This is a genomic window from Paenibacillus sp. FSL H8-0260 (assembly GCF_045040625.1).
Classification (GTDB): Bacteria; Bacillota; Bacilli; order Paenibacillales; family Paenibacillaceae; genus Paenibacillus_AQ; species Paenibacillus_AQ odorifer.
The window spans coordinates 6827432-6852079 of the sequence record NZ_CP150298.1; the positions used below are offsets into that span (position 1 = coordinate 6827432).

Sequence of the window (24648 nt, forward strand, 5' to 3'; positions counted from 1 at the left end):
CGAAAATGGAACTCCTATCTATCCATTCCAGCAATCTGTTCATCCATTGTCTATATTCTTACCCTACCAAAAAAAAAGATTCCTCCCACCCCAAACGGGCAAAAGGAATCTCTTCACTAATATCTCTCTAATTTCTATAAATGTTATCTGCAAACTCTCCATCCTACCCTAGAAACTCCACTGGACGATCCAGCTCATACAATCTGCGGTAACGTGGTTCTTTTTCCATCAGCTCTGCATGGGTTCCACGCATTTCTACCGAGCCATTTTCCATAAAAATCACTTCATCCATCTGCTCCGCACCAACCAAATGATGCGTTACCCAGATCAGAGATTTACCGTCCATAGCTTCAAACATCGTCTGCAAAAGATCACGCTCCGTGCTTGGGTCCAACCCTACGGTCGGTTCGTCAAGAATGACGACAGGTGTATTTTGCAGCAAAATACGAGCTAACGCTATCCGCTGGCGCTCTCCACCGGAGAAACGTTGCCCTGCTTCACGGACAAAGGTATTGTATCCATCTGGTAACGAGGAGATCAGCGTATCCATTTTGGCTAATGCTCCAGCTTCTTTAATCGCTTGTTCGGAAGCCTTCGGATCACCCATGCGAATATTGTTCGCTACCGTAGTATCAAATAAGTGTGGGCTTTGATTTAGCACCGCTATAATAGACGGAATGTTATCGCCATAGGCAGCAGCCGCGATTCCATTAATCATAGCCGAACCTGCAGAAGGTTGGATAACCCCTTGAATAGCCTTTAACAACGTCGATTTCCCTGCCCCGCTACGGCCGATGATGGCAATTTTTTTGCCTTGTGGGATGTCGAGGCTGAGATCACGAACCGACCAATTATCCTCTGATCCATAGCGGTAACCCACATTTTCGAGCTTGATATGAGCACTTTTTATGGCCTGAGGTAGAACATCGACTACAGATGCCTGTTCGGAAACTATATTCTGCTCTTCTCCGACCACTCCAGACAACCGCTCCAGCGAGTTACGGTACTGCGGGATTTTCTCCACCGCTTCGGATACTGGCAAAAAAGCATCTGCTACAGGAAAAACAACCAAGACAAACGCCGCAATCAACGTACCTGCAATAGCACCATCCGCATACTCCCCGGCGGCCCAATATAACATCGAAAGTACACCAACCCCAACGACTGCTTGCCCGATGAACGCACGTAGACGCGCCCAGCTGCGCAGCGCTGCATCAGTTTTGGCCACTTTTTTCTCATCTGCTTCATAGGTCTCCACGAACTGGCTTTGCCGTCCACTAATGACCCAATCGCCCATACCGAGAACGGCGTCCGTCAGCTTTTGATAGAGGCGATTACGCTCTACCTTCACTTCACGTTGACGTTTCTGGGTGAACAACAAAGATATAAGCGGCAATACCACGACCAACACCAAAATATACAAAGCCATTAATAACGCAAAACCGATATCAAAGGTGCCCAACGCAATCACTGCAACCCCGTAGATCAATAAAGCAATAACACTTGGAAATACGGTTCTCAGATATACATTTTGCAAATATTCGATGTCATCAGCTAACATCCCGAGAATATCCCCAGTACGGAAACGCGACGACAGGAACAAGGCCTGTGGCTCCAAAATATTGTACAGGCGCACACGCATTTTAGAAAGAATCCGTAAAATGGTGTCATGCCCAATCAGCCGTTCCACGTAGTGAATGACTGCCCGGCTTGTTCCGAACGTACGTACACCAACAATCGGCACGTAGATCATCAGGATATTTTCGACTGGTGTAGACGCTTTTGAGATCAGAAATCCTGAAGTATACATCAATGAAGAGGCAGTAAAAATCGTCAACGCCCCAAGCACAATAATTAGCACAAAACGCCAAAAATACGACGATACATAGGGAGCAAACCATCCTTCACGTTTCAATGGATTCCCTCCAATTGCGACCCAATCAACTCATAATACGCACCCTTGCGGGCAAGTAACTCCTGATGGGTACCGATTTCTGCCACTTGGCCTTGCTTCATTACTACAATAATGTCCATATCGAGCATCCAGTGCAGGCGATGGGTAGCCAGAAAGACCAGCTTTCCTTCAAAAAGGGGCACCATCGTCTCCTTCAGCTCATATTCCGTTTCAATATCCAGATGCGCCGTTGGCTCGTCTAGAAGCATAATCGGACGGCTGCTAAGCAGTGCCCGGGCTAATGCCACCCGTTGCTCCTGGCCACCGCTGAACGAACGGCCGCCGCCACCAATCATCTCATCTAAGCCATGCGGAAGAGTATCCACCAAACCCGATAAACCAGTAGCTTTCACTGCCGCGGCAACAGCCTCCATAGAAGCCTCAGGGTAATAAAAACGTATATTATCAGCTAACGTACCGCTAAAAATATACGGACGCTGCGGGATATACGAGGTCTGTTTTCGCCAAGCCTCATCCGTTAATGCACTAACCGTAGTACCGTTAACCGTGATACTTCCTGAAGTAGGGTGTAAGAAGCCCCCTAATATATCCACTAAAGTAGATTTACCGGCCCCGCTCTCTCCGATAATCCCAATTTTGCTAGCTCCTTTAAATTGCAGGTTCAGCGCTTCCAGCGAAGAAAGCCCTGCTTCCTCATACTTCACGCTAACGTCATTTAATGTGAGCACGCTATTCTCATGCCAAGTGAATATTTGTTCCAATGTTTTTGCTGCAGAACTGACAGATAGATCACCGTTAGGGACGATTACTTCAGCCTTCACCTCATCTTGATCTATAATGCTCTTCATTGCTTCAGCGGCTTCTTTCCCATCCAAAGTAGCATGGAAATCTGAACCTACCAATCTGACAGGCAGGAAATATTCCGGAGCCAAGATTAGAATCGTTAAGCCCGTAACCAATGTCATTTGTTCATTTACAAGCCGCAAACCAAGACTTACCGCTACAGAAGCTACTGACAGCATAGTGAAGAAATCCAGGGCGAACGATGACAAAAAGGCCACTCGCAGCGTACGCATGGTCGCCGAGCGATAACGATCGCTGACAGTAGCAATGCTGTCGCTATGACTACGACTGCGTCCTAGAAATTTTAATGTTTCTAGCCCACGTAATGAGTCTACGAAATGATTAGATAATGTACGATACGATTTCAATTGCCGATCCATTTGCTTACGGGCCGTCATCCCAATCAAAATCATAAAAACAATAATAATCGGCATAGTTACCGTAAGAATAATCCCGCTCGTAGTGTCCATCGTAAAGACGTAAATAAGCACCAAGATCGGTGTAACAGACATCCCTACCATTCTAGGAATGATCGCTTCCAGATACGTGCGGAATTTAGTTACGCCTTCCAGCACTAGTGTAACAAGATCCCCGGTTCCACGCCCGCCCACCATTCTAGGGCCAAGCTGGAAGAGCTTGTCCATCATTTCCCTCCGCATAGTGCTGCCCGTTGCTTCCGCGAAGCGGTAAGAGACACGGCTCATCAGCATAGCACAAGCATGGCGCACAAGAAATGCAAGAAGGAACAATAGCGCAGTGCCCCATTGTTCCTTCAGAGGTTCTCCCGCAAATAGCGCAGAGATGACTTCTGCCAGCGATTTAGCCAGCAGAAGTATGGACAAGCTTTGCACCAGGGTAAGGAAGCCTACAATCAGAAAGACTGGCTTAACTCCTTTATACCCAAGCAAGTTTTTATCCATTAGTATTCAAGATGCTCCTTCTCGTGAACCCGTTTATGAAAGACAAAGTAACTCCAAATTTGATATCCCAATACGAACGGAAGGATAGTCAGTGCCACAATCGTCATTACCTTCAAAGAGTAATGGCCCGAAGCCGCATTGGTGATCGTCAAATTAAAAGCTTGATCAATTGAACTAATCATAACACGCGGGAACAATCCTACAAAGATAGAAGTTACCGAAAGCGCCATTACCGCTCCTGTCATTCCAAAAGCGTAGCCATCCTTCTTCTTCGTCATGAAGTAACCGGACAGTACAAAGGCGATAACTCCCAGGGCTACAATAATCATAAGAATCGTTCCACGTTGCTCGAAAATATCCGTCATATTATAAGTCATAATCACAAAAGCAGTAAATAAAGCTGCGAGTGGGATTAGCAATTTTTGAGCCAACTTGCGAGCGCGAACCTGTAGATCACCCACTGTACGCAGCGTTGTGAACATAAGACCATGCACCAGGCACAGAAGGACAACAGTAAGCCCTGCTACTACAGTGTACACATTCACGATATCTGTGAACCCTGCATACATTTGCATATCCCCATCAATAGGCAACCCTTTGATAAAGCTTGCAAATACTACTGCCAAGAGGAATGGTGGAAGGAAGCTGCCGATAAAGATACAAGCATCCCAAGTTCTTTTCCAAGCCAATGAATCACGTTTACCTCTGAATTCAAAAGCGACACCACGCGCTATCAAAGCTAATAAGGCAAATACAAAAGGAATATAGAATCCACTAAACAGCGTTGCATACCACTCCGGGAAAGCCGCAAACATTGCACCCGCAGCTGTGATAAGCCATACCTCATTCCCATCCCAGAAGGGTCCGATCGAGTTAATCAGAACACGGCGCTCTGTATCATTTTTAGCGAGAATTTGTGTTTCCATCCCTACGCCGAAATCGAAACCCTCCAGGAAGAAGAACCCTATAAACAGAACTGCAATCAGCACAAACCACAATTCATTAAGAGATATCATGGGAACCCTCCTCGTTATATGGATCATTCGAATCGCCGTGATCGTTATCCATCGCATAAGGACCTTTTTTAATCACTTTAATAAACAATCCGACCAACACTAATCCTAGAATTAAATAAATCGTTGTAAAAGAAATCACGGAGAACAGAACTTGACCACTTGTAATATTAGGCGACACACTGTCTTCCGTTGTCATCAGTCCGAATACCGTCCATGGCTGACGCCCGAATTCGGTCATAACCCAACCGGCTGTATTCGCAATCGGAGGAAGCAACAAGCCCCATAACATAAACCGCATAAACCAAGTGTTCGGACGGTCCATTTTTTTGCGCCACATTAAGTACATAGCGTACATTCCCAATACAATCATTAACGTTCCTGCTAGAACCATGATCCGGAAACTCCAGAATGTCGTACGTACAGGTGGAATATAGTCACCGGGGCCATAGGTTTGCTCATACTCCGCTTGCAGCTCAAGCATACCTTTAACTTCACCGGAAAATTTACTGTATGAAAGGAAACTCAGCATATAAGGAATTTGAAATTCTCCACTACTAATTTGATTCTTTGGATCAATGTTTGCCCATACGGTCCAAGGTGCCGGGTCACCACTCTTACCCCACAGTCCTTCGGAAGCTGCCATTTTCATTGGTTGAGTTTCAACCAAATATTGCGCTTGGGCGTGACCAGCAACAGCTACACCAATAGAAGAAATAATCCCTACGATGGCTGCAATCTGAAAAGACTTCTTAAAGAAAGAAACCTCTTGTTTCTTCAATATTTTATAAGCACTAATACCAGTTACAAGAAAAGCACCTGTTGCATAAGCAGCCAGTACTGTATGTGGGAATTCAACCAGCAATTGTCCGTTCGTAATAAGCGCGAAGAAATCATTCATTTCTGCACGTCCATTATTTATCTCAAAACCCACAGGATGCTGCATAAAAGAGTTAGCCGCTAGAATCCAGAATGCAGATAACATCGTACCGAATGCTACCAGCCAGATGGACAGTAAATGTACTCGCTTGGACACCTTATCCCAGCCGAATATCCATATCCCAATAAAAGTAGACTCCAGAAAAAAGGCTGCCAATGCCTCAACTGCAAGCGGAGCCCCGAATACATCACCAACAAAACGTGAATAATCGGACCAGTTCATCCCGAACTGAAATTCCTGCAAGATTCCTGTAACTACCCCTACTGCAAAATTGATGAGGAATAGCTTTCCCCAGAACTGCGCCATTTTTTTGTACTCTTCATTACCTTTTCTAACGTACATTGTCTCCATGATTGCAATCAAGAGCGCTAGTCCGATTGATACCGGTACAAAGAAATAGTGGAATATTGTCGTCGACGCAAATTGTACACGCGACAGCATTACTGTATCCATATTTGTCCCTTCCTTCTCCCCTTTTCGTTAATTATATTCTGTCAAAAATTTAAACTTCTTTTTGTGATAAATGTCACATAAAGATAGTCATTTAACGGTGAAATTCAAATGATTTGTGACAAAGATCACAATTTAGCATAAAGAAAGCAAAAAAAATAAGACGGTTTACCCGTCTTGAGTGGTTCGTCGTTCTATTAAATGCTTGACTCATTTAGGTATTGGTTAGATGGAAATACCCTTCTTCAGCGATTTGAGATCGCCATTCGAATTAAGCAATTGGGGTAGCATCTTCGTGCTGCGAACCATTGGAGAGTCACATAGACGGCAAGAAGGCGCATGTTCAAATGCGAAATTATCCCTCATCCATCCGTTGCATCCCTCATTGGTACATGCCCAAATTGCGGTATTTTCTTCCGGTATTTCTTCCAAAGGTTTCTTCCGGTAGTTCATTGCCGTTCCTCCCATCCTGTAAGTCAATAGTGAGTAACTAGATATAAAAAGACCGTCCCAACTTTCACAAGCTGGGACGGTTTCTTCTATTATTACAGTTTTACAACGTTTTCGGCTTGTGGTCCACGGTTGCCTTGAACAACGTTGAATTCAACGCGTTGGCCTTCGTCCAAAGTTTTGAAGCCGTCGCCAGTGATTGCGCTGAAGTGAACGAATACGTCGCTTCCGCCTTCAACTTCGATAAATCCGAATCCTTTTTCTGCGTTGAACCATTTAACTGTACCTGTTTGCATGTGTGTTACCTCCACAAATTTAAATTAATATGTTCTTTTTATCTTCAAACAAAGAAAAAATTCACACATTGAAAAAGGTTGTATTACCAAATATGACAGCCCTTTTCAATGCGAGAATTAGGGACTAAATGTATGATTGATATCATATTACCACACCTGATTAGCAAAGGCAAGCAAGCATCCGAATATATCCGTTTTTGCCCTAATAAGTATTACCTTCCAATGTAAGGGCTGCCACTTAGTGTTTATTCCCTAAATAGATCCTTTATTTGGCATAATTATCATGGTTTTAGAAAAATAGCTTTTCCAAAAACGTTACTTTTATCCGCTTTTTCAAGAAGGTACCCCCTCGGAATCGAAGGGGTAGTCCGCTCTACTTGTCGTAACTGCTATATCATTATATACCGACTTCCAGCATATTATTCCTGTGGTTTTTCAAGAAGTTTAACTGTTGCCTGTTTGGCCTCGCCGTTTCGATAGTAAGTAATTTTCAGATCATCACCGATCTTCGTATGATTATATAAGTACTTGCGAAGAGAAAGGGTAGATATGATTGATTGATCATTAAATTTGGTAATGACATCATTGAATTGCAGTCCAGCTTCCTTCGCAGGGCCAACGGCTTCTAGAACAACTACTCCATCCTTAACACTGTTCGGCAGGTTCAATTCATTGCGTTGATCTTCTGCTAGTGGAACGTACGGATTGTTCAAATCAACTGAATATACACCCAAGTACGAACGGGCAATATGTCCTTTTTCAGCCAGCTCATTAGCGATATCTATCACATGATTCGCAGGAATTGCAAAACCCAGACCCTCTACACCCGTATCTGAAATCTTCATTGTGTTAATTCCAATGACCTTGCCATCCAGATCCACTAATGCGCCGCCACTGTTTCCTTCATTAATCGCCGCATCGGTCTGTATCACTTCTTGTTCCCAGTCATATACTCCATCCTGATTAAGGGATACGGGAACCATCCGTTCAGTATAGCTAACAATCCCCGAGGTCAATGTATCACCAAGTCCTAGCGGATTACCGATAGCAATGACCGTTTCACCTAGACGAAGCTTAGAGGAATCACCGAGCTGCGCGATGGTATCGATTCCTTTGGCATCAATAGAGAGTACCGCAATGTCGCTTACTTTATCCGTTCCAACGAGTGTTGCCTTACGAGTCTCTCCGTTCACTGTAACCACTTCGAGATTACCGGAGTCTTCGATGACATGATTATTGGTAATGATAAATGCTTTATTCCCTGTCTTTTTATAGATCACTCCTGAGCCTAGTGCAGACTCATCCAGAATGTTTAATTCTTCATTATCTTCTTTATGATTGATAATACTTACTACTGCAGGGCGAACCGTGGCAGCAGCTTGAATAATCCGGTCAAATGGATCACTACTGCTTGGGGCAACATTTCCAGTTGCTACAACCGGCTTCTGAGCAGTCTCATGACTCATCTGGCCTGTAAACATACTGAATAACAAAACTGCCACCACAGCGCTGACTAAGGAGCAAACGGCGGATATTTGCCAGGTAGATAAACCCTTACGCGATCTGCGTACAGAATGTCTACGATTAGCAAACGATCCCTTTGATGCTTCATCCCCTCTGGACCGCGAAACTTTAGTTGAATAGAAATCATCATCAAACAATCCCACCGAAAATCTCCCCCTTCTATTGCCAAGCGTTCACTGTTGGTAAGACCTGAACCTATAGCAACCACGTCCGAACCAAACCTCTGTAACCATTAGACTCCAAATATCACTAAAAAGTTTCACTTTATCCATTAACCCCACAAGAGTTTCGGTCAATCGTTAGATTATGATAATCTTTTAATATATCTTCTCTATTAGGAATATTTTGCAACTTAAAAGACTACAATAAAATAGAAGTGTCCCTAAAATTTTAGCATTGCTCATCACGCTTTTAATTGTATCACAGGCAACCTGCAATTCGGGATTTTCCTCAGCTAAAACACCTGCGAATTTTTTACAGTTTTCAGTTCTAATTACACTATATATTCACACTATTAAAGGAGGATTAATTATGAGTTCTTTTTCAACAAGTATGGATTTAGTCGAGTTTATCGGTAAGCTTGGTGACTTAAAGGATGAACACTACCACATGACCCTTGCCTTTAGCGCAATGATCGAATTGATGATTGAAAAAGGTCTAATCTCCCGCCAAGAATTAGATCGCAAGACCGCTGAACTTGATCAGCTTATGACTGGCTCAGCTTATCCCATGGCGTAGGTTGATCATAATACGTATCACACAGTCTGAACTCACTATCTTTGAAAAAACAGCCCCGATCCTCCATTGCGCCGCGTACTGACATTTTTGCCAAATCCATCATATTGTGATCCCGGCTTAAATGCGCCAAATAGGTCCGTTTAGTCCGCCCTGTAAGAATTTCGCTAAGCGCAGCTCCAGCTGCCTCATTGGAAAGGTGACCCATGTCGCCTAGGATGCGCCGTTTCGTATTCCACGGATAACGTCCCATTCTCAGCAATTCGATATCATGATTCGCCTCCAGCACCAATACATCTGCATCTGAAATTGCATCTCTTACCTTATCACTAACATAGCCCAGGTCTGTAGCTACACATAACTTCTCTTTTCCATCATAAAAATTGTAACCCACTGGCTCCGCTGCATCATGAGAAATCGCAAAGGATTCTACTCGCATACTGCCGAAATCCTTGTGCTGGCCAGACTCCATGATCATACGGTTATACTCCGGTATTTTACCAATTCCCTTCTCGATAGCTCCCCAGGTATTGGTGTTCGCATAAATCGGAAGATCGTATTTACGGGCCATGGCCCCGAGTCCCTTGATATGATCGGAATGTTCGTGTGTAACTAGAATCCCGTCTATATCATTACCCGTTAGTTCACGCATGGCCAACAGCTCATCGATCCGCTTGGCACTAAAACCTGCGTCAATCATAAGTGTTGTCTCCCCGTTTCGTACCACCGTTACATTGCCGGTAGAACCACTGGACAGTACTGTAAATGAAATCCCCATTTTCCTTACTCCTTCTACTCTGTTGTCTTAGGACTGATGATGTCCGCACTAATAGCATCCACATAATAGGCATTGCCGTTCTCCAGCATAAACCGCCACATCGGCGAAGCTACCTGACTTTCCGAGTTGAACAGCTCACCGTAATATCCCAGCTCAATCTCCTTCACTACGGAATCTGCCGGGAAATACTTCTCTATCAAACTACTAAGTGCTTGCGATGCTGGAAGCACCTTCTGTTCTTTATCGCTGCTGCTTGTCCCTATTTCAATCTTCGGCCAGCGGTAAGCTACGATTTTTTGATCACTGTTAATCAACTCTAGCCTAACACGGAACAACGACCACTGATTTTGAACCAGCGGATGAAGAACGAACTTCCCAACCTCACTTTCCTGTGAATCAAAGCGATAATTGGAAATGTCAGGAATCTTATCTTCAAGCGCCTTGCTAAGCTCTGAGAAGGAAGAATAGATCAGCTTGCTGTCTATAGGTACATCTAATTTAATTGGTGGTTCAGTCTGTTCTTCAGCAGAATAACGATAAGTAATGTTAGGAAGCTGCGGGGTAGAAGCCGGAATGGGACACAATACACGAATCCCTTTCTGCTCCATTACGGCTTGGGTCTCAGCAGACAGGGAAGTAAAATCAAGATTAGCACTAACCTGATCGCGCAAATCGACCCACAGCTGGTAACATAGCAGCAGATTCAGACCTAAAAAGGCGCAAATCAGTACATTTTTAGCTCTTCCCCAATCCATACCCGAACCTCCTAATTGTTATATGAACCACTTGCCCATTAATTCAAAGTAAGCACGCTGCCATCACTAAGTGTAACTTTCCAGACAGGTATCAGCTCCAGATGATCTTCCTTCACCTCAGGCACATAAGCAGGCGTTAAATCCTTCACTGCCGAAGTTTTACTGACCAGAGACAACCTATACTCCAGATCCGCACCTCCAGATAGCTCCACTACCTTTTTTACGGCCTTACTTTCATCTATATAGATTAGAGAACGTTCATAAGAGGATACTGTTCCCTGCTGCAGTTCCAGATTTATTACACCATACTGTAATGATGAATGGCTCATTATCGGATAGGAGCCGTACGGGTAGGAGCCATAATATTGTTGAAAAGAGACCTTTCTCTCCTGTCTGCCTTCCTCTGTAGCCTCCAAACGGTAAGTCCCATTCCATCCGCCATGCTGGTTCACAAATTCTACAGCTTCCAAAGCATCCTTGGCAGGGGTACTTTCTCCAGCTGGAAGAGCCGCAGGGTCGCTATAGCTCATCCAGTTCTTACCCTGGTCCACCTGAAGGCTTCGTTTGCTGTCCGTATAAATCTCCGAGCCGTTTTTCTCCCGGATATATCTAGTACTTCCAACATCGAAGAAAAGATTACTCTGCATTTGCTCTATGGTGTACATCCCGGAAGGCATGTCTACCTGAACCAGAGAAATCTTACTGTCTGGCACATAATAATCCCCGCTTACGGTCTTGTAAGGCGTCCAATTCTTACCGAAATCAACATGCTGCTGCACATCCTGAACCGTTAAATCCGCTTTTGCCGCTTCGTATATGATGTCGCCTCTCGTACTGAAGAAAATAGCATGGGCCTTGGAATCGTTCTTAATGTTATAGATCCAAATGCGATCGATGCTTTCTCCTTCAAAAAGGGAATCTGGCGATAACTGCATCACCCGCTGCAATAACGTTACCGGAATGCCCGCTCCGAACGAAAGCTCAATCCCAGGATTCTCATTGCGGATCTTATCCCAATCATAATCCTGTACCGAGTGCCGCTGAAAGCTTTCAAAGCCACGACCTTTTAAGCGATTCATGATCAAGCTATAGAACGTAGAGTCCGGATAAAAAAGCGTATGCTTGCCTTCCCCCATATGGATGATCATTTTGTCAGGGTATAACAGGTTCTCTACCTTCTCTTCCGGACCCATATTATCTGTCTTCACATACAGGTTCTCAGAAAGCACCGCAGAATCAGCACCAGGCAAGCGGTAGATCAAATAATAGCTTTCAACCAGGCTTCCGAGCACGAGCAAGGCTAGAATGCATGATTTGATTCGTTCCTTCACGCCTCACTCCCCCTTTGCTCGTTCAAAGGCAGGGTAAAGGTTACCTTTGAACCTTCATTTAGCTCGGATTGCAGGGAAATGGAGCCTCCATGTGCCTTCACAATTTCCCGGGCAATGGAAAGGCCAAGTCCAGTGCCTCCCATGTTCCGCGAACGTGCCTTATCCACGCGATAAAATCGTTCGAAGATCCGCTCGATATCTTTTTTCGGAATCCCTATCCCCGAATCACGTACAGAAATGGAGAGCATTCCATCCTCATTCTTCAACGCTTCCAATTCAATTGTACCGCCTTCTGGCGTATATTTTAGCGCATTGGAGACCAAATTCCCCAAGACCTGGTCGATTTGATCACGATCAAGCCACGCCGTAGTAACATCTTTGCGGACCCTTGTACTGATATCGATACGCTTTTGCCGAATTTGAAAAGAAAAACGATCCGCCACATCCTCCAGCATCTCGGTAATATCCGTCTGCTGAATTCGAAGAAGAGCTTCCTTGGAATCCAGACGGGAAAGATGCAGTAAATCCGTAACCAGACGAATCATCCGTTCCGTTTCGTTGCGAATCACCCCAACAAACCGAACCGCCAGCTGCGGATCTTCAAGTGCTCCATCATCCAGTGCTTCAACATAGCTTTTAATAGTGGTAAGTGGTGTTCTTAGCTCATGCGAAACGTTCGCCACGAACTCCCGGCGTGATTCCTCCAGATTCTCCTGTTCGGTGACATCCTGCAGCACAGCAATTGTGCCGGCAATGCCACCCTCACGACGATGAATCGGAGTAAACGTCACTCTTACAATATTAGAATCTTCTCCACCCATATGGGTCAGATGAAGCATTGCAGATTGGGCATTGCCTTTAGCCAGGGATCCGCTTTGTTCGTAATCTAAGCCCAACAGTTTATCTAGAGGAGCGCCTTCCGGCAACGGACCTTCATTTCCGAGCATCAACGCTGCCCGCCGATTCATCAGAATCACTACTCCGTTCTCATCTGTAGCCACAACACCATCACTCATGTTCGTCAGAATAGAGGTAAGCTTCTCCTTCTCCTCTTCATTCTGCGAGAGTGCTTCCCGCAATCTACCGGTCATATAATTGAACGCCTGACTGAGTTGTCCAATTTCATCATTGCCCAATACGGGCATTTTACGATTGAATCGGCCTTCAGCGACCGCCGTAGCATGCCTCGTCATTTCCTTAATAGGCTGCGTGATAGTGTGCGCCAGAATGACGCATAAAACAACCGTTAACGCTAGAGCTAACAGCAAACCTGAGATAAATACACTATTGATCCGGCCCATCGTGGCGTATAGATCCTTCATGTCAGCAGCAATATAGATTGCGCCCACTACCTTGTCCCCCGAGAGCACAGGCTTAGCCACAACCTTTTTCCGCACATTATCATCCGCAATAATATATTCCTCGTTATCACTGATGCCCTGCAAGGCCCGATTCACAACTGTCTGGGTGTTACGCTGCCCGACATAGTCATTCTGCGAGGGAACAGAAGTGGTGATGATTTTGCCGCTGGCATCCAGTACCTGAATCTCGGCCCCGTTAATGTACAGATTATTGACCATCCCGCGCAGACTCTCCACAGCCGTTTCCTCATCAGCCGTTCCAGCCTCACTACCAAATTTATCAGCAGTCAGGATAGACAACATCTCAGCACGTGCTTTAAGGTCCTTGGTGAAATTATCTGTTAACGAGTTCTTCATCGAGCTCACAAAATAAACCCCGATCAACTGCATAGCTATCAGAATCAGCAACACGTAAATAATAATAAGTTTTGCCTGAATTGTCCGGATAAAGGACCGCCACTTCATCACAGTCCTCCATTTTTAGGGCTATGCATCAAATAGCCAAGTCCACGCCGAGTATAAATATATTCGGGCTTGCTGGGGTTCTCCTCAATTTTCTCTCTTAGACGACGGATCGTCACGTCAACGGTCCGCACATCACCGAAATACTCAAATCCCCACACTGCCTGCAGCAAATGCTCCCGAGTCATCACCTTACCGGCATGTTTGATCATATAGTAGAGTAGCTCATATTCACGATGGGTCAAGTCAAGCGGCTCCCCGCCCTTATAGACCATATACATATCTGTATCTATAAACAGATCAAAATGATAAATGCCCTGCTTATTCTCTGCTGGTTCACTCGCCATCCCCTGTGGTGACGGTTTATGCTGTCTCCGCATCTGGGCTTTAACTCGGGCCAGCAATTCACGTGTACTAAAAGGTTTGGTCACATAGTCATCAGCACCAAGCTCCAGGCCAAGTACCTTATCAATCTCTCCGTCCTTGGCTGTAAGCATAATGATAGGAATGTCCAAGTGCGCAGAACGCACCTCGCGGCAGACGTCCATGCCATCTTTGCCGGGCAGCATAAGATCAAGCAGCATAAGATCGGGCCTTTTGGACAATGCCAGCTCCACTGCGCTGTTGCCATCAAAAGCACAAATAACCTCGTAGCCTTCTTTTTCTAAATTAAATTTCAATATATCAGCAATAGGCTGTTCATCATCTACTACCAGAATCGTTCCCATCTGCATGTCCCAGCTTCACCTTCCTATCCTTACTTAATGATCATTCCTTTATTTTAACATACCTGTCTAACCGTCACATCCTACGAAATAAGCAATCCCCCTGCCCAGCAAAAAGAAACGGCTTTGCCGTCACTCGTAGATTAAAAAAAATAAAAACCGCCCGATTAAAATCGAGCAGTTAAAGGATTAAGTATGAATTATTGCAAATACTTCATTGGATTTACAGCAGTGCCATTCTTCCGAATCTCAAAATGCAGATGTGTACCCGTCGAACGTCCGGTGCTGCCCATTACGCCAATCTTGCCACCCTGCTCCAAGCGTTGGCCTGTAGAAACCGAGATGCTTTTTAAATGACCATAATAGGTCTGGTATCCGTTGCGATGATCCACAATAACTACATTCCCGTATCCATTCTGCACCCCTGCAAAGATTACGGTCCCGGCATCAGAAGCTTTTATATTCCGATTGCTAGATACCATATCAATACCCTTATGGGCACGGCTCCAACGCTCACCGAAGCTACTTGTCAGTGTCGCCCCGCTTACCGGCCAACTGAACATGCCTGTTCCTTCACCAACAACCTTCGTTCCCCGATAAACAACTTCTGGCAGCGAGGCTTTTATAACGGTCTGGCCTAACCATTCTTCTTGAACAACCGTGCCATTTTCCTTTGTTACCCGATACTCCATTTCTTTAAGTCCAGTTTGTCCTGGACGAACCACTTTGCTTTTGCCTGCCGCTAGCTGATCGCTCGAACGCACAACCACTTCCGGCTCAGTCACTATCTGCTCAGTCACTTTTTCCACAGTTACTACTGTAACATCTGGTTGGGGTACCTTCAGCTTCAGTGTATCTCCAATCTTCAACGTCAGCTCTTTCACGTTAGGGTTGTTACTATAAATCTCTTTTTGGGTGATTTCAAACCGTTTGGCAATCCCCGAAATCGTATCACCCTCTTGAACGGTATAAAGAAGAGGCGCCTCTTTACCTTCAGTAAGTGTCTGGACCGCTGCTTCCACATCCAACACTTTATTAGGATCTGCTTTGATAGGAACGATAGAAATATCTTCACTAATCTCTACCGACTCTACTTGCTCTGGAGCCTTCGCTTTTGCAGCAGATGAGCTGGAAGCAGCCGTTCTTGTTAGCTTACTAGCCGTCGTTGCTACTTCTGCTTGTGGGACATAATGATTTTTTACCCCTTCGAGCACAGCATTAGCAGTTTCCTGATCCTTAACTATGCCAACGGCCTTGCCATCTACCATCAATTGCACGCCTACCGCATAAGCTTTCAGCATTCCATCTAGTTTAGTAAGTGTCGCCTCACTATCAACTTCTGGCTTGTATGCCTTCTGCTCTTCTATTGTTATGCCCTCTGTTTGCAGCACCATGGTTGAATTCGGATATTTCTCCTGATATTCTCGTTGTTTCTTCTCGTATAGCTGGTTAAGCTGCGTTTGATCGGTAAGTCTTCCGACTTCTTCACCCTTCACCAACACTTGATAATAGGTAACCGTGTTAGCGGCTACATACTTTTTCTCTGCTCCAACCAACACCGTAGCTAGAAGCACAAGGCCGACAGATCCCAAAATCCAAGCACGCCGAAATCTGCGAGTACCTTTCTCTTGTTGAAAGTGTTTGGAGTCGTGATCGAAATTGTGGCTCTGTTGAACATTCGCCTCGGATTCTGCTGGATGTCCATCCTGCAGCTTGCTCATCCGACGCATGAACTTAAATCCCTTCATGAAACTCTCCCTTTCAGTCCGCTTTTACTTCCGACAAAAGCGGCCAAGCTAATTGTACGACCTCGATTATATAGATTACGTCCATGTAAATTTCTGCGTATACTAGTGCTTAATTCCTGCTTCTAATGAACCTATAAAAAGGTTGTTAAGGAGGTTACAAAAATTTAACCTCTTGAGGTCCTTGTTTACTGTACCATAGCTTAGAGAAAAATTTCAACTTTAGACATGACAAAAAACCCGCCAAATACGCGGGTTTTTTGCGCAAATATGAAATTTTAACCTTTTTCTTGTGTCTATAAAGTGACAATTATAAAAGCTATTGCGTAGATTGTGTAGTTGGTGTAAGCATTTTCATTATGCTCTCATATTCGTCTGCATCAACATATTTTGCAATTACCTGTTGCAGCTCTTTAACCTCATCTTCTGTTAATCCATCCTCCATCGCTGTTGAAATTTTTGCCATCTCATCCTGTGGTAGTTTGGACATCAAAATATTGAATATATTTACCTTCTCTTCCGATGGAAGATTATCTTTGAAGTCACTGAGTGCCTCAGGTGTCATTACTAATTGTTGGTCACCAACACTTCCACTTCCGTTATCAGCTGAACTTTCGGTTGTAACTTGCCCCATAACTGGTAAGGCATCAGTCGGAGTATTATCATCTACGGGCTCGCCCTTGCCTTTAGCTGGCGAATCCGTGCTTTTGTCGGTCTCCTTGCTAACTGTACTCCCTGTGGTTACTTCTTTATTGGCTGTATCCGAGTCAGATTTGTTATCCATGCCAATGATGCTCCGAATCATTCCCCCAAATCCCGGACCGGGAGTATTCACTTTAATATCGAAGCTAGCCAGTACCGACTGAATATAAGCATTTACAACCACGCCCGTTGTTAGAATTGAAAGAGTGCTGGCAAGTACCACAATCAGACATACGCTAAGTGCACGCTTCACGATCTTCATCTTCATTTCTCCTCTCACCTATGTTCAAGTCTATCTGGTAGATCATGTACATGTTCTTCTATACATCCAGTATTGACTAGAACCGGCCTTGGGAAACGTCTAGGTATAAATCTAGGCACCAAAAGAGAGAGAGATAGTCCTCAGAACAAAAAAAAGAGCCTCTAACGAGGCTCCTTAGTATAACTAGGTTTTAGATATAAATTGGCAATACTTGATTCGTCTGCTCACGGTTACGACCCACTGAGAAGATAGCAATCGGAATACCTGTAAGCTCAGATACACGTTCAACATATCTGCGTGTATTTGCTGGAAGATCATCCAACGTTTTTGCAGAAGTAATATCTTCGCTCCAGCCTGGAAGCTCCTCATATACCGCTTCACATTCTGCCAGCATTTTGAGGCTAGCAGGGTAATGAGTAATTACCTCACCACGGTATTTGTAGCCTGTGCAGATCTTCACAGTCTCAAGTCCGCTAAGTACATCCAGCGAGTTAAGAGATAGCCCTGTGATTCCACTTACACGACGAGCGTGACTCACAACTACACTGTCGAACCAGCCTACACGGCGTGCACGTCCGGTAACTGTGCCATATTCATGACCTGTTTCACGGATATAATCACCTGTTGCATCATTCAGCTCTGTAGGGAACGGGCCATCTCCAACACGAGTGGTATAGGCTTTTGCAACCCCAATAACCTGTTTGATTTTGGACGGTCCCACACCAGAACCTATGCACACCCCACCGGCAGATGGGTTGGATGAAGTAACAAACGGATACGTGCCTTGATCGATATCAAGCATTACTCCTTGCGCACCTTCAAACAACACTTTGCGATCCGCATCAATGGCATCATTAAGAATAACAGAGGTGTCTGTTACATAATTACGCAGCACTTCTGCATATTCCAGGTATTGAGTCAGAATCTCTTCTACGTTAAGAGCTTCGGCACCATAGACCTGTGTAATCACTTGGTTCTTCTCTTGCATCAAGGGGCGGAGTCTCAGTTCGAATTCCTCAGCGTCCATCAAGTCAGCAATACGGATACCGTTGCGTGCTGCCTTATCCATATAACAAGGACCGATACCTTTACGTGTAGTACCAATCTTGTTCGGACCCTTACGGTCTTCTTCGAGAGCATCCAGCACCATATGGTATGGCATAATGACATGAGCACGATCACTGATCACTAAGTTCTTAGTATCAAAACCGTTCTCGTGAATATAATTAATTTCTTGGATCAAGGCAGCCGGATTAATAACCATTCCGTTACCAATTACACAAGTTTTCTCTTTATAAAATACACCCGAAGGGATCAAGCTGAGCTTAAACTTCTCACCGTCAATCAGAATCGTGTGACCGGCATTATTGCCCCCTTGATAACGGGCGACCACATCTGCACTTTCCGCTAGAAAGTCAGTGATTTTCCCTTTACCTTCGTCTCCCCATTGTGTTCCCACGACGACTACCGTTGACATGTTCATTCCTCCGTAGGTGCTACTTAGCACCATTATTTTTCATAATATGGACCCTATACGTCATTCTTATGTACGTGGCCCTCCGGACGCCAAGCAGATTTAACCCGCTAAAGGACAATTCTCAGTGTAACAGCGGTTTTTTTCAAAGTCAAATAAAACGAACGATTACACAAAGAAATGTGCAATCGTTCGGGAATTATACATGTCAGGTTTAACCAGCAAATGGTTCCGCATGTGCTCGCTCGTAGTTAACGAACTTGTTGAAATTTTTAAGAAAGACCAGTTCTACCGTGCCTACGGGACCATTACGCTGTTTAGCTATAATGATCTCAATAATATTCTTCTTCTCCGTATCCGCATTGTAATAATCATCACGATACAGAAACGCAACAATATCGGCATCCTGCTCGATAGAACCCGATTCACGCAAGTCACTCATCATTGGACGTTTATCCTGGCGCTGCTCTACACCCCGGCTTAACTGCGACAGGGCAATAACCGGCACATCTAGCTCACGAGCAATCTGCTTCAGTGTACGAGATATATCCGATACTTCCTGCTGACGGTTCTCTCCGCCTTTACCGCGGCCCTGAATGAGCTGCAAGTAGTCGATGACGATCATGCCAAGTCCTTTTTCCTTCTTCAGTCTCCGGCACTTTGCACGAATATCGGTTACCGTGATACCTGGTGTATCGTCGATATAAATCTCCGCTTCAGATAGAGACTGAATACCCATCGTCAGCTTGGACCAATCATCATCACTCTTGAAGTCACCGGTACGCATAATATTGGCATCTAAGTTGGCTTCAGCACAAATCATCCGCTGTACCAGCTGTGGCGCTGACATTTCCAGACTGAATATCGCAACAGTTTCTTTAGCGCGTACTGCCACGTTCTGTGCAATATTCAGGGCGAATGCAGTCTTACCAACAGATGGACGAGCCGCAACAATGATCAGATCGTTACGTTGGAATCCGTTAGTCATATGATCTAAATCCACAAATCCGGTTGGGATACCTGAGGTACCCCCCTTATTTTGATGAAGCAACTCAACCTTGTCGAACACTTCCATCAAGACATCGCGGATCGCAATAAATCCACTGCCGCTCCGCCGGTTGGAGATTTCAAGAATGCGCCGCTCTGCATCACTCAGCATATCGGCTACATCTTCACCGCCAGTATAACCTTCGCTCACAATTTGCGTGGCTGTGCGAATCAAACGGCGCAGCATGGCTTTCTCTTCGATAATCTGGGCGTAGTATTCTACGTTAGCAGCAGTAGGCACGGCATGCGCCAGCTTAGCTAAGTAGCTAACCCCACCAATATCTTCAAGCTCTCCTTTGTCCTGCAGTCTGGACGTAAGTGTAACAAGATCAATCGGCTGGCTCTCTTCTCCGAGCTGCACCATCGCCTCAAAAATCATTTGATGCGCTTTATCGTAGAAGTCTTCGGTATTCACCCGTTCCATTGCAGTAATGAGCGCTTCATCCTGCAACAGAACCGCACCAATTACCGCCTGCTCGGCTTCAAGATTCTGCGGGGGAACCCGATCGAAAAAGAGATCTCCACCCATGTTACTCCTCCGTTACCTCAACCTTAAGTGTGGCCTTTACTTCAGTATGCAATTTTACGCTTACTTGAAATACTCCTATATGGCGAATTGGCTCACCTAATTCAATCTTGCGCTTATCAATAGTAATTCCTTTGGTGGAAGCCAGTGTCTCAGCAATCTGTTTGCTTGTAATAGCACCGAATAAACGTCCGCCTTCACCTGATTTTGCTTTCATTGTCAGTGTTAGCTCGTCAAGCTTCTTACCCAATTGCTGTGCTTCTTCTTTTTCGTTATCTTTACGGCGTTGTTCAGCAGCCGCTTGATTCTCCAGCGTCTTCACGTTACCTTCCGTTGCCGGACGAACCAATCCACGTGGCAATAAGAAGTTAGAAGCATAACCTTCGGATACCTCTTTAACCTGACCTTTTTTACCTTGACCCTTAACATCTTTTATGAATATGACCTTCATTCGAATAACCCCTCTTTCGATTCGATTTCAGCCAGCACCTGCAGTAATCTGGCTTCTGCTTCTTTACATGTTCCTTCAAGCTGTACCGCGGCATTGGACAGATGCCCTCCGCCGCCTAATTTCTCCATCACGACCTGTACATTCATACGTCCTAGTGATCGGGCACTAATGCCAATCAGGCCGTCAGGCCGCTCGCTGATGACGAATGAAGCGACTACGTTGGTCATCCCAAGCAGCGTGTCCGCAGTCTGAGCAATAAGAAGCTGCGGAATTTTCATGCCTGGTGCCGTAACTACGAGCGCGATTTGGTCATACACCATCCGCGCATGTTTGATAATTTCGGCTTTGGAAATATACTCCTGTAAATCCTCCTTGAGCATGCGCTGAATAAGTACGGTATCGGCACCATTCCGGCGCAGGAAGCCTGCGGCCTCAAAGGTACGCGACCCCGTATGAAGCGCAAAATGCTTCGTATCCACCGTGATCCCCGCTAACAACATTGTAGCATCCAGCGGACTGATCTTTACCTTCTCATGAATATACTGAAGCAGCTCTGTCACCAGCTCACAAGTCGATGAAGCGTATGGCTCCAAATACACCAATACAGCATCGTTAATGAACTCTTCACCTCTGCGGTGATGATCCACCACTACAATTCTGCTGGCATATTGCACTAACCGCGGCTCCATCGTCATAGACGCCTTATGTGTATCCACAACAATTAGCAGGGTATGCTCTGTCATGATCTGTAGGGATTGCTCCGTTGTGATGAATGACTTATACAATTCATCGTCCTTACGAATCTGCTCCATCATGTTAGTTATCGATGGATTAGGAGTCTCCATCACAATGCTAGCCTCTACATTATACATCTGCGCAGCCCTTAACAGGCCGATTGCAGCACCCACAGCGTCGATATCCGGTGTCCGATGACCGAGGATCAGCACACGATCGCTCTCCTGCATCAGATCCCGCAAAGCATGCGCAATGACCCGCGCCCGCACTCGGGTACGCTTCTCAGCAGCATTACTCTTGCCACCGTAGAAGGATAACCGTTGGCCTGCTTTTACAGCCGCCTGATCACCACCTCGGCCAAGCGCCATATCTAGACTGGATTGGGCCAATGCCCCTAATTCACTTGCAGAGTCTGCGCCAAAGGCCAGACCAATACTCAGTGTCATGGGTACCTTAAGATCAGCAGTCATTTCTCTGACTTCATCTAGAATCACGAAGCGGCTCTCTTCCAACGCTTGCAGGCTACGATGATTAAGCAGCATTAGATAACGTTCCGAGGACAACCGCCGCAGATAAACCTCAAACTGCTTACTCCATTCAGTGATTTCACTCGTCACCTTAGCAATCAGCGAGGTTCGCTGTTGATCATCCATCCCTTGAGCAGATTCATCCAGGTTATCCATCATCACTATGCCGATCGCCAGCTTCTCATCCTCATACCGCTCACGTAACACCACAAGCTCAGTGATATCATACAAGTAAAGAATACGCTCACTCGGAATAATGACAGCTTGATAAAATCGTTCATCCACGGTGATCTCAAGACGGGTGTCATGGAGCACACCTTCTTTGGCGACCTCCCGCTTACCCGCTGCAGCACCTGTGAAAAAAGACTGCATATCAGGCAATAATTCTTGCAGTGATTCCCCGACTAAAGACTTGCGTGCGAAAATATCGCCGGCATAGCGGTTATTCCATTCCACCGTTCGATCCTCGCTAAACAGAATGATTCCAAGCGGCAGCATGCTGACTGCTTCGCCCTCTACCCGCTTAATGCGGAAAGATAGCCCATTAATATATTCCACCAGATTACGGCGGAACGAGATCTCCGCTTTCAACATATAGAAGCATAAAGTACCTGAGAGAAACAGGCCGGCGACCCCAAGCGCCCAGTTATAAACACTGACAATTATAATAAGGACCAACAGCAGCATGAACGCCCATACGGTATGATAGCCGTGCCAGCGTCTTTGCAGAAATTTAGGCATGAACTCTCACCCTATCGTTTCGATTTGGTCACATACTCCCGCAGTGGGAACGCAAGATCAATAATACCAATAATGCGCAGCGGCGGCAGTAAAATAACCGGTATCGCTAACAAAACGGCAGACATCTTGTTCCATTTGCGTTCATGCGCCAGGAAGAAGAAAAATCCGATGGCCTGAATCATAAAGCCAATTCGCAGCAGTGGCAGAAGATTGGCAGAAATCATGAGGATGAAATTGTTCTCCGACCCTGAGAAGAAGAGCTGTAGAACAACACCAATCAGATAGTACCAAATAAACGATCTCGAAAGTCTCCATTCACGTGCAGGCTTCATCTTAGGTACTGCATAATTCATACTGTTCAGAATCGGGCGGGCAATAGAATGCGTAATCACAGCAATCATGAAGGAGCTTACGATTAGAGTCATAGGGATCATTTGAACCGTCATATGACTTATCTTGTTTACATCCTCAGTTGAAAATCCAATATCAGTGAGCAGAGGATTGGTAGTTCCGAGCTCAGACAGAGGTGAATTAACCATTTGCAATACATCGTTCACATAGGTAGACAGGTCAAAATTAAATAATGCCGTACCCAGCAGCAAAAGCAGCAGGAACTGTGCAAGAATCGTAACCGTACCTGCGATCACGGTAGACATGGCCGGGGCATGTCTTTTATACCAGCGCCCCATAACCAGAGCCGGTATTAAGAAATACGCAGCTATCAACAGATAAATTGGTGTAATCAAGCCTACAATCAGCAACACCGGCAATACATGCAGCACAAATTGTCTCGTGTTCAGGGTAGTAAACAACACTACTGCCGGAACAATCATAAACAGGGTAGTGATGATGAGGAGTGGAGTCGTTAAACTAAGCAGCAAAAGTAAGTATGCTACGCTCCAAGCCACAGATGACCAGCGAAATTTCAACAGTATTCACCTCTTACGCATATGTTCTTCTAAAGCAGATATATCTTGGTACCAATCTTCCAGTTGATGCCCTTCCTGCTTGTGCTTTCTAAGCTTCTCCAGTAGCAAGTCATCTAAAGAACGATAAGGAATCCCTAGTCTGCGGCCCAAAATATAAGAGCTCATAATCAAGCTAGCCAGACTGTCACCGACACGGGTAGTACTGCCTTCCCATAACGCTTTAAATAACCTTGAAACTTGATCAATCACTTCGGTTTTCAGCCATTCAATTACCTTGGCGCGCTTGGCTACATCCAGATCCTTCGGCACATTGGACACGTCTCTCTACCTCCGGCAAAAAGCTTTATTCTCCATTATAGCATAAAAAATTCGGTGTCACACTGGACGCCCCGCGCCCCTTAAGTATGCTTCAATCCATGCTGACTATGCCTCTTTTTGGAGAGGAGCTTTCTTTAAAAAAGACCCGCATTCCGTTATCGCCGGAAATACAGGCCTTGTTCCGATAGCTTCTATAACCGCGAATACACTGGGACTATAATGATTCCTGTGATTGTCTTGTTACAAATTTCTCGCAATATTCTATGACTTGACTCCGGCGAACAATTCCAATAAACCGGTTCATATCATCGACCACAGGTACAAAGTTCTGCACCTTAGCCAAATTAATTAGATCTTCCATATCCGCATCAATTGAGACCGGCTTGTTATTCATACGTAATGGAACGTCCTTCAGCAAAAATTTTGAAGCGTTCTCAAACGAAACCTTACCCTCCGACTCTTTCATGTACCAGAGCAGATCACCTTCCGTTACCGTGCCGGCATACTCTCCATTACGGTTAAGAATCGGGACTGCTGTATAGCGGTGAAACTCCATCCTCTCAAGCGTTTGGCGCAGCGTAGAATCGAGCGTTACGCAGGCCACCTCCTGTTTCGGAAGTAAAAAAAATGCAATATTCATCTCTTGATCCTCCTCAAAGAGTTCCGAAGGAATTACGGTTCTTTAACTTCCTT

General features: G+C 45.3%; 22 protein-coding genes. 1 reads left to right on the forward strand and 21 read right to left on the reverse strand.

Going from position 1 to position 24648, the window contains the following annotated elements:
- Positions 1–163: 163 nt before the first annotated feature.
- The 7 genes from cydC to MHI51_RS30350 form a co-directional block, all read right to left on the reverse strand.
- Complete coding sequence (cydC, locus tag MHI51_RS30320) at positions 164–1915, reverse strand: thiol reductant ABC exporter subunit CydC (RefSeq protein WP_341004185.1); 1752 nt, start codon at positions 1913–1915, stop codon at positions 164–166.
- A complete protein-coding gene (cydD, locus tag MHI51_RS30325) occupies positions 1912–3678 on the reverse strand; it encodes a thiol reductant ABC exporter subunit CydD (protein ID WP_076219261.1) in 1767 nt (588 codons plus the stop codon). The genes cydC and cydD overlap by 4 nt, the downstream gene beginning before the upstream one ends.
- Positions 3678–4694 (reverse strand): cytochrome d ubiquinol oxidase subunit II, encoded by a 1017-nt coding sequence (cydB, locus tag MHI51_RS30330; protein ID WP_076191480.1) that lies wholly within the window; start codon positions 4692–4694, stop codon positions 3678–3680. The genes cydD and cydB overlap by 1 nt, the downstream gene beginning before the upstream one ends.
- Positions 4681–6084 (reverse strand): cytochrome ubiquinol oxidase subunit I, encoded by a 1404-nt coding sequence (locus MHI51_RS30335; RefSeq protein WP_076124303.1) that lies wholly within the window; start codon positions 6082–6084, stop codon positions 4681–4683. The genes cydB and MHI51_RS30335 overlap by 14 nt, the downstream gene beginning before the upstream one ends.
- A gap of 222 nt (positions 6085–6306) precedes the next feature.
- Entirely contained in the window at positions 6307–6534 is a 228-nt protein-coding gene (locus tag MHI51_RS30340; protein WP_036677829.1) for a cold-shock protein, read from the reverse strand.
- Positions 6535–6626: 92 nt separating this feature from the next.
- Positions 6627–6827 carry a cold-shock protein gene (locus MHI51_RS30345; protein WP_019914582.1) on the reverse strand — a complete coding sequence of 67 codons (201 nt, stop codon included), beginning with the start codon at positions 6825–6827 and terminating at the stop codon, positions 6627–6629.
- Between the two features lie 419 nt (positions 6828–7246).
- Positions 7247–8494: a S1C family serine protease gene (locus tag MHI51_RS30350; RefSeq protein WP_076124305.1), complete on the reverse strand. Its 1248-nt coding sequence runs from the start codon at positions 8492–8494 to the stop codon at positions 7247–7249.
- Between the two features lie 388 nt (positions 8495–8882).
- Here MHI51_RS30350 and MHI51_RS30355 point away from each other — a divergent pair, with 388 nt between their 5' ends.
- Positions 8883–9089, forward strand: a complete 207-nt coding sequence (locus MHI51_RS30355) for a hypothetical protein (RefSeq protein WP_036677826.1) — start codon at positions 8883–8885, stop codon at positions 9087–9089.
- On the opposite strand, the gene MHI51_RS30360 is transcribed toward MHI51_RS30355, so the two are convergent.
- The 14 genes from MHI51_RS30360 to MHI51_RS30425 all read right to left on the reverse strand — a co-directional run bounded on the left by MHI51_RS30360 (position 9058) and on the right by MHI51_RS30425 (position 24595).
- The gene (locus MHI51_RS30360; protein WP_036677825.1) at positions 9058–9864 is read right to left on the reverse strand and encodes an MBL fold metallo-hydrolase; all 807 of its coding nucleotides are present in this window, start codon (positions 9862–9864) and stop codon (positions 9058–9060) included. The genes MHI51_RS30355 and MHI51_RS30360 overlap by 32 nt on opposite strands.
- A gap of 14 nt (positions 9865–9878) precedes the next feature.
- A complete protein-coding gene (gene yycI, locus MHI51_RS30365) occupies positions 9879–10619 on the reverse strand; it encodes a two-component system regulatory protein YycI (RefSeq protein ID WP_036677823.1) in 741 nt (246 codons plus the stop codon).
- A gap of 38 nt (positions 10620–10657) precedes the next feature.
- Entirely contained in the window at positions 10658–11950 is a 1293-nt protein-coding gene (locus tag MHI51_RS30370; protein WP_076124306.1) for a YycH family regulatory protein, read from the reverse strand.
- Entirely contained in the window at positions 11947–13776 is a 1830-nt protein-coding gene (gene walK, locus MHI51_RS30375) for a cell wall metabolism sensor histidine kinase WalK (protein ID WP_036677817.1), read from the reverse strand. The genes MHI51_RS30370 and walK overlap by 4 nt, the downstream gene beginning before the upstream one ends.
- A complete protein-coding gene (yycF, locus tag MHI51_RS30380; RefSeq protein WP_076124308.1) occupies positions 13776–14507 on the reverse strand; it encodes a response regulator YycF in 732 nt (243 codons plus the stop codon). The genes walK and yycF overlap by 1 nt, the downstream gene beginning before the upstream one ends.
- 191 nt (positions 14508–14698) lie before the next feature.
- Entirely contained in the window at positions 14699–16246 is a 1548-nt protein-coding gene (locus tag MHI51_RS30385; protein WP_076219260.1) for a M23 family metallopeptidase, read from the reverse strand.
- A 316-nt stretch (positions 16247–16562) separates the two neighbouring features.
- Positions 16563–17207, reverse strand: a complete 645-nt coding sequence (locus tag MHI51_RS30390) for a hypothetical protein (RefSeq protein WP_076124311.1) — start codon at positions 17205–17207, stop codon at positions 16563–16565.
- A 190-nt stretch (positions 17208–17397) separates the two neighbouring features.
- A complete protein-coding gene (locus MHI51_RS30395) occupies positions 17398–18684 on the reverse strand; it encodes an adenylosuccinate synthase (RefSeq protein WP_076105178.1) in 1287 nt (428 codons plus the stop codon).
- 211 nt (positions 18685–18895) lie between these two features.
- On the reverse strand, positions 18896–20257 hold the full coding sequence (gene dnaB / locus MHI51_RS30400) for a replicative DNA helicase (protein WP_036677807.1): 1362 nt from the start codon (positions 20255–20257) through the stop codon (positions 18896–18898).
- Between the two features lies 1 nt (position 20258).
- On the reverse strand, positions 20259–20705 hold the full coding sequence (rplI, locus tag MHI51_RS30405; protein ID WP_036677804.1) for a 50S ribosomal protein L9: 447 nt from the start codon (positions 20703–20705) through the stop codon (positions 20259–20261).
- Positions 20702–22708: a DHH family phosphoesterase gene (locus MHI51_RS30410; protein ID WP_076124313.1), complete on the reverse strand. Its 2007-nt coding sequence runs from the start codon at positions 22706–22708 to the stop codon at positions 20702–20704. The genes rplI and MHI51_RS30410 overlap by 4 nt, the downstream gene beginning before the upstream one ends.
- 11 nt (positions 22709–22719) lie before the next feature.
- Positions 22720–23637, reverse strand: coding sequence for a DUF2232 domain-containing protein (locus MHI51_RS30415; protein ID WP_076124314.1), 918 nt, complete (start codon positions 23635–23637; stop codon positions 22720–22722).
- Positions 23638–23643: 6 nt separating this feature from the next.
- Complete coding sequence (locus MHI51_RS30420) at positions 23644–23946, reverse strand: MazG-like family protein (RefSeq protein WP_170914153.1); 303 nt, start codon at positions 23944–23946, stop codon at positions 23644–23646.
- A 223-nt stretch (positions 23947–24169) separates the two neighbouring features.
- Positions 24170–24595, reverse strand: a complete 426-nt coding sequence (locus MHI51_RS30425) for a CBS domain-containing protein (RefSeq protein ID WP_036677795.1) — start codon at positions 24593–24595, stop codon at positions 24170–24172.
- Between the last annotated feature and the right edge of the window lie 53 nt (positions 24596–24648).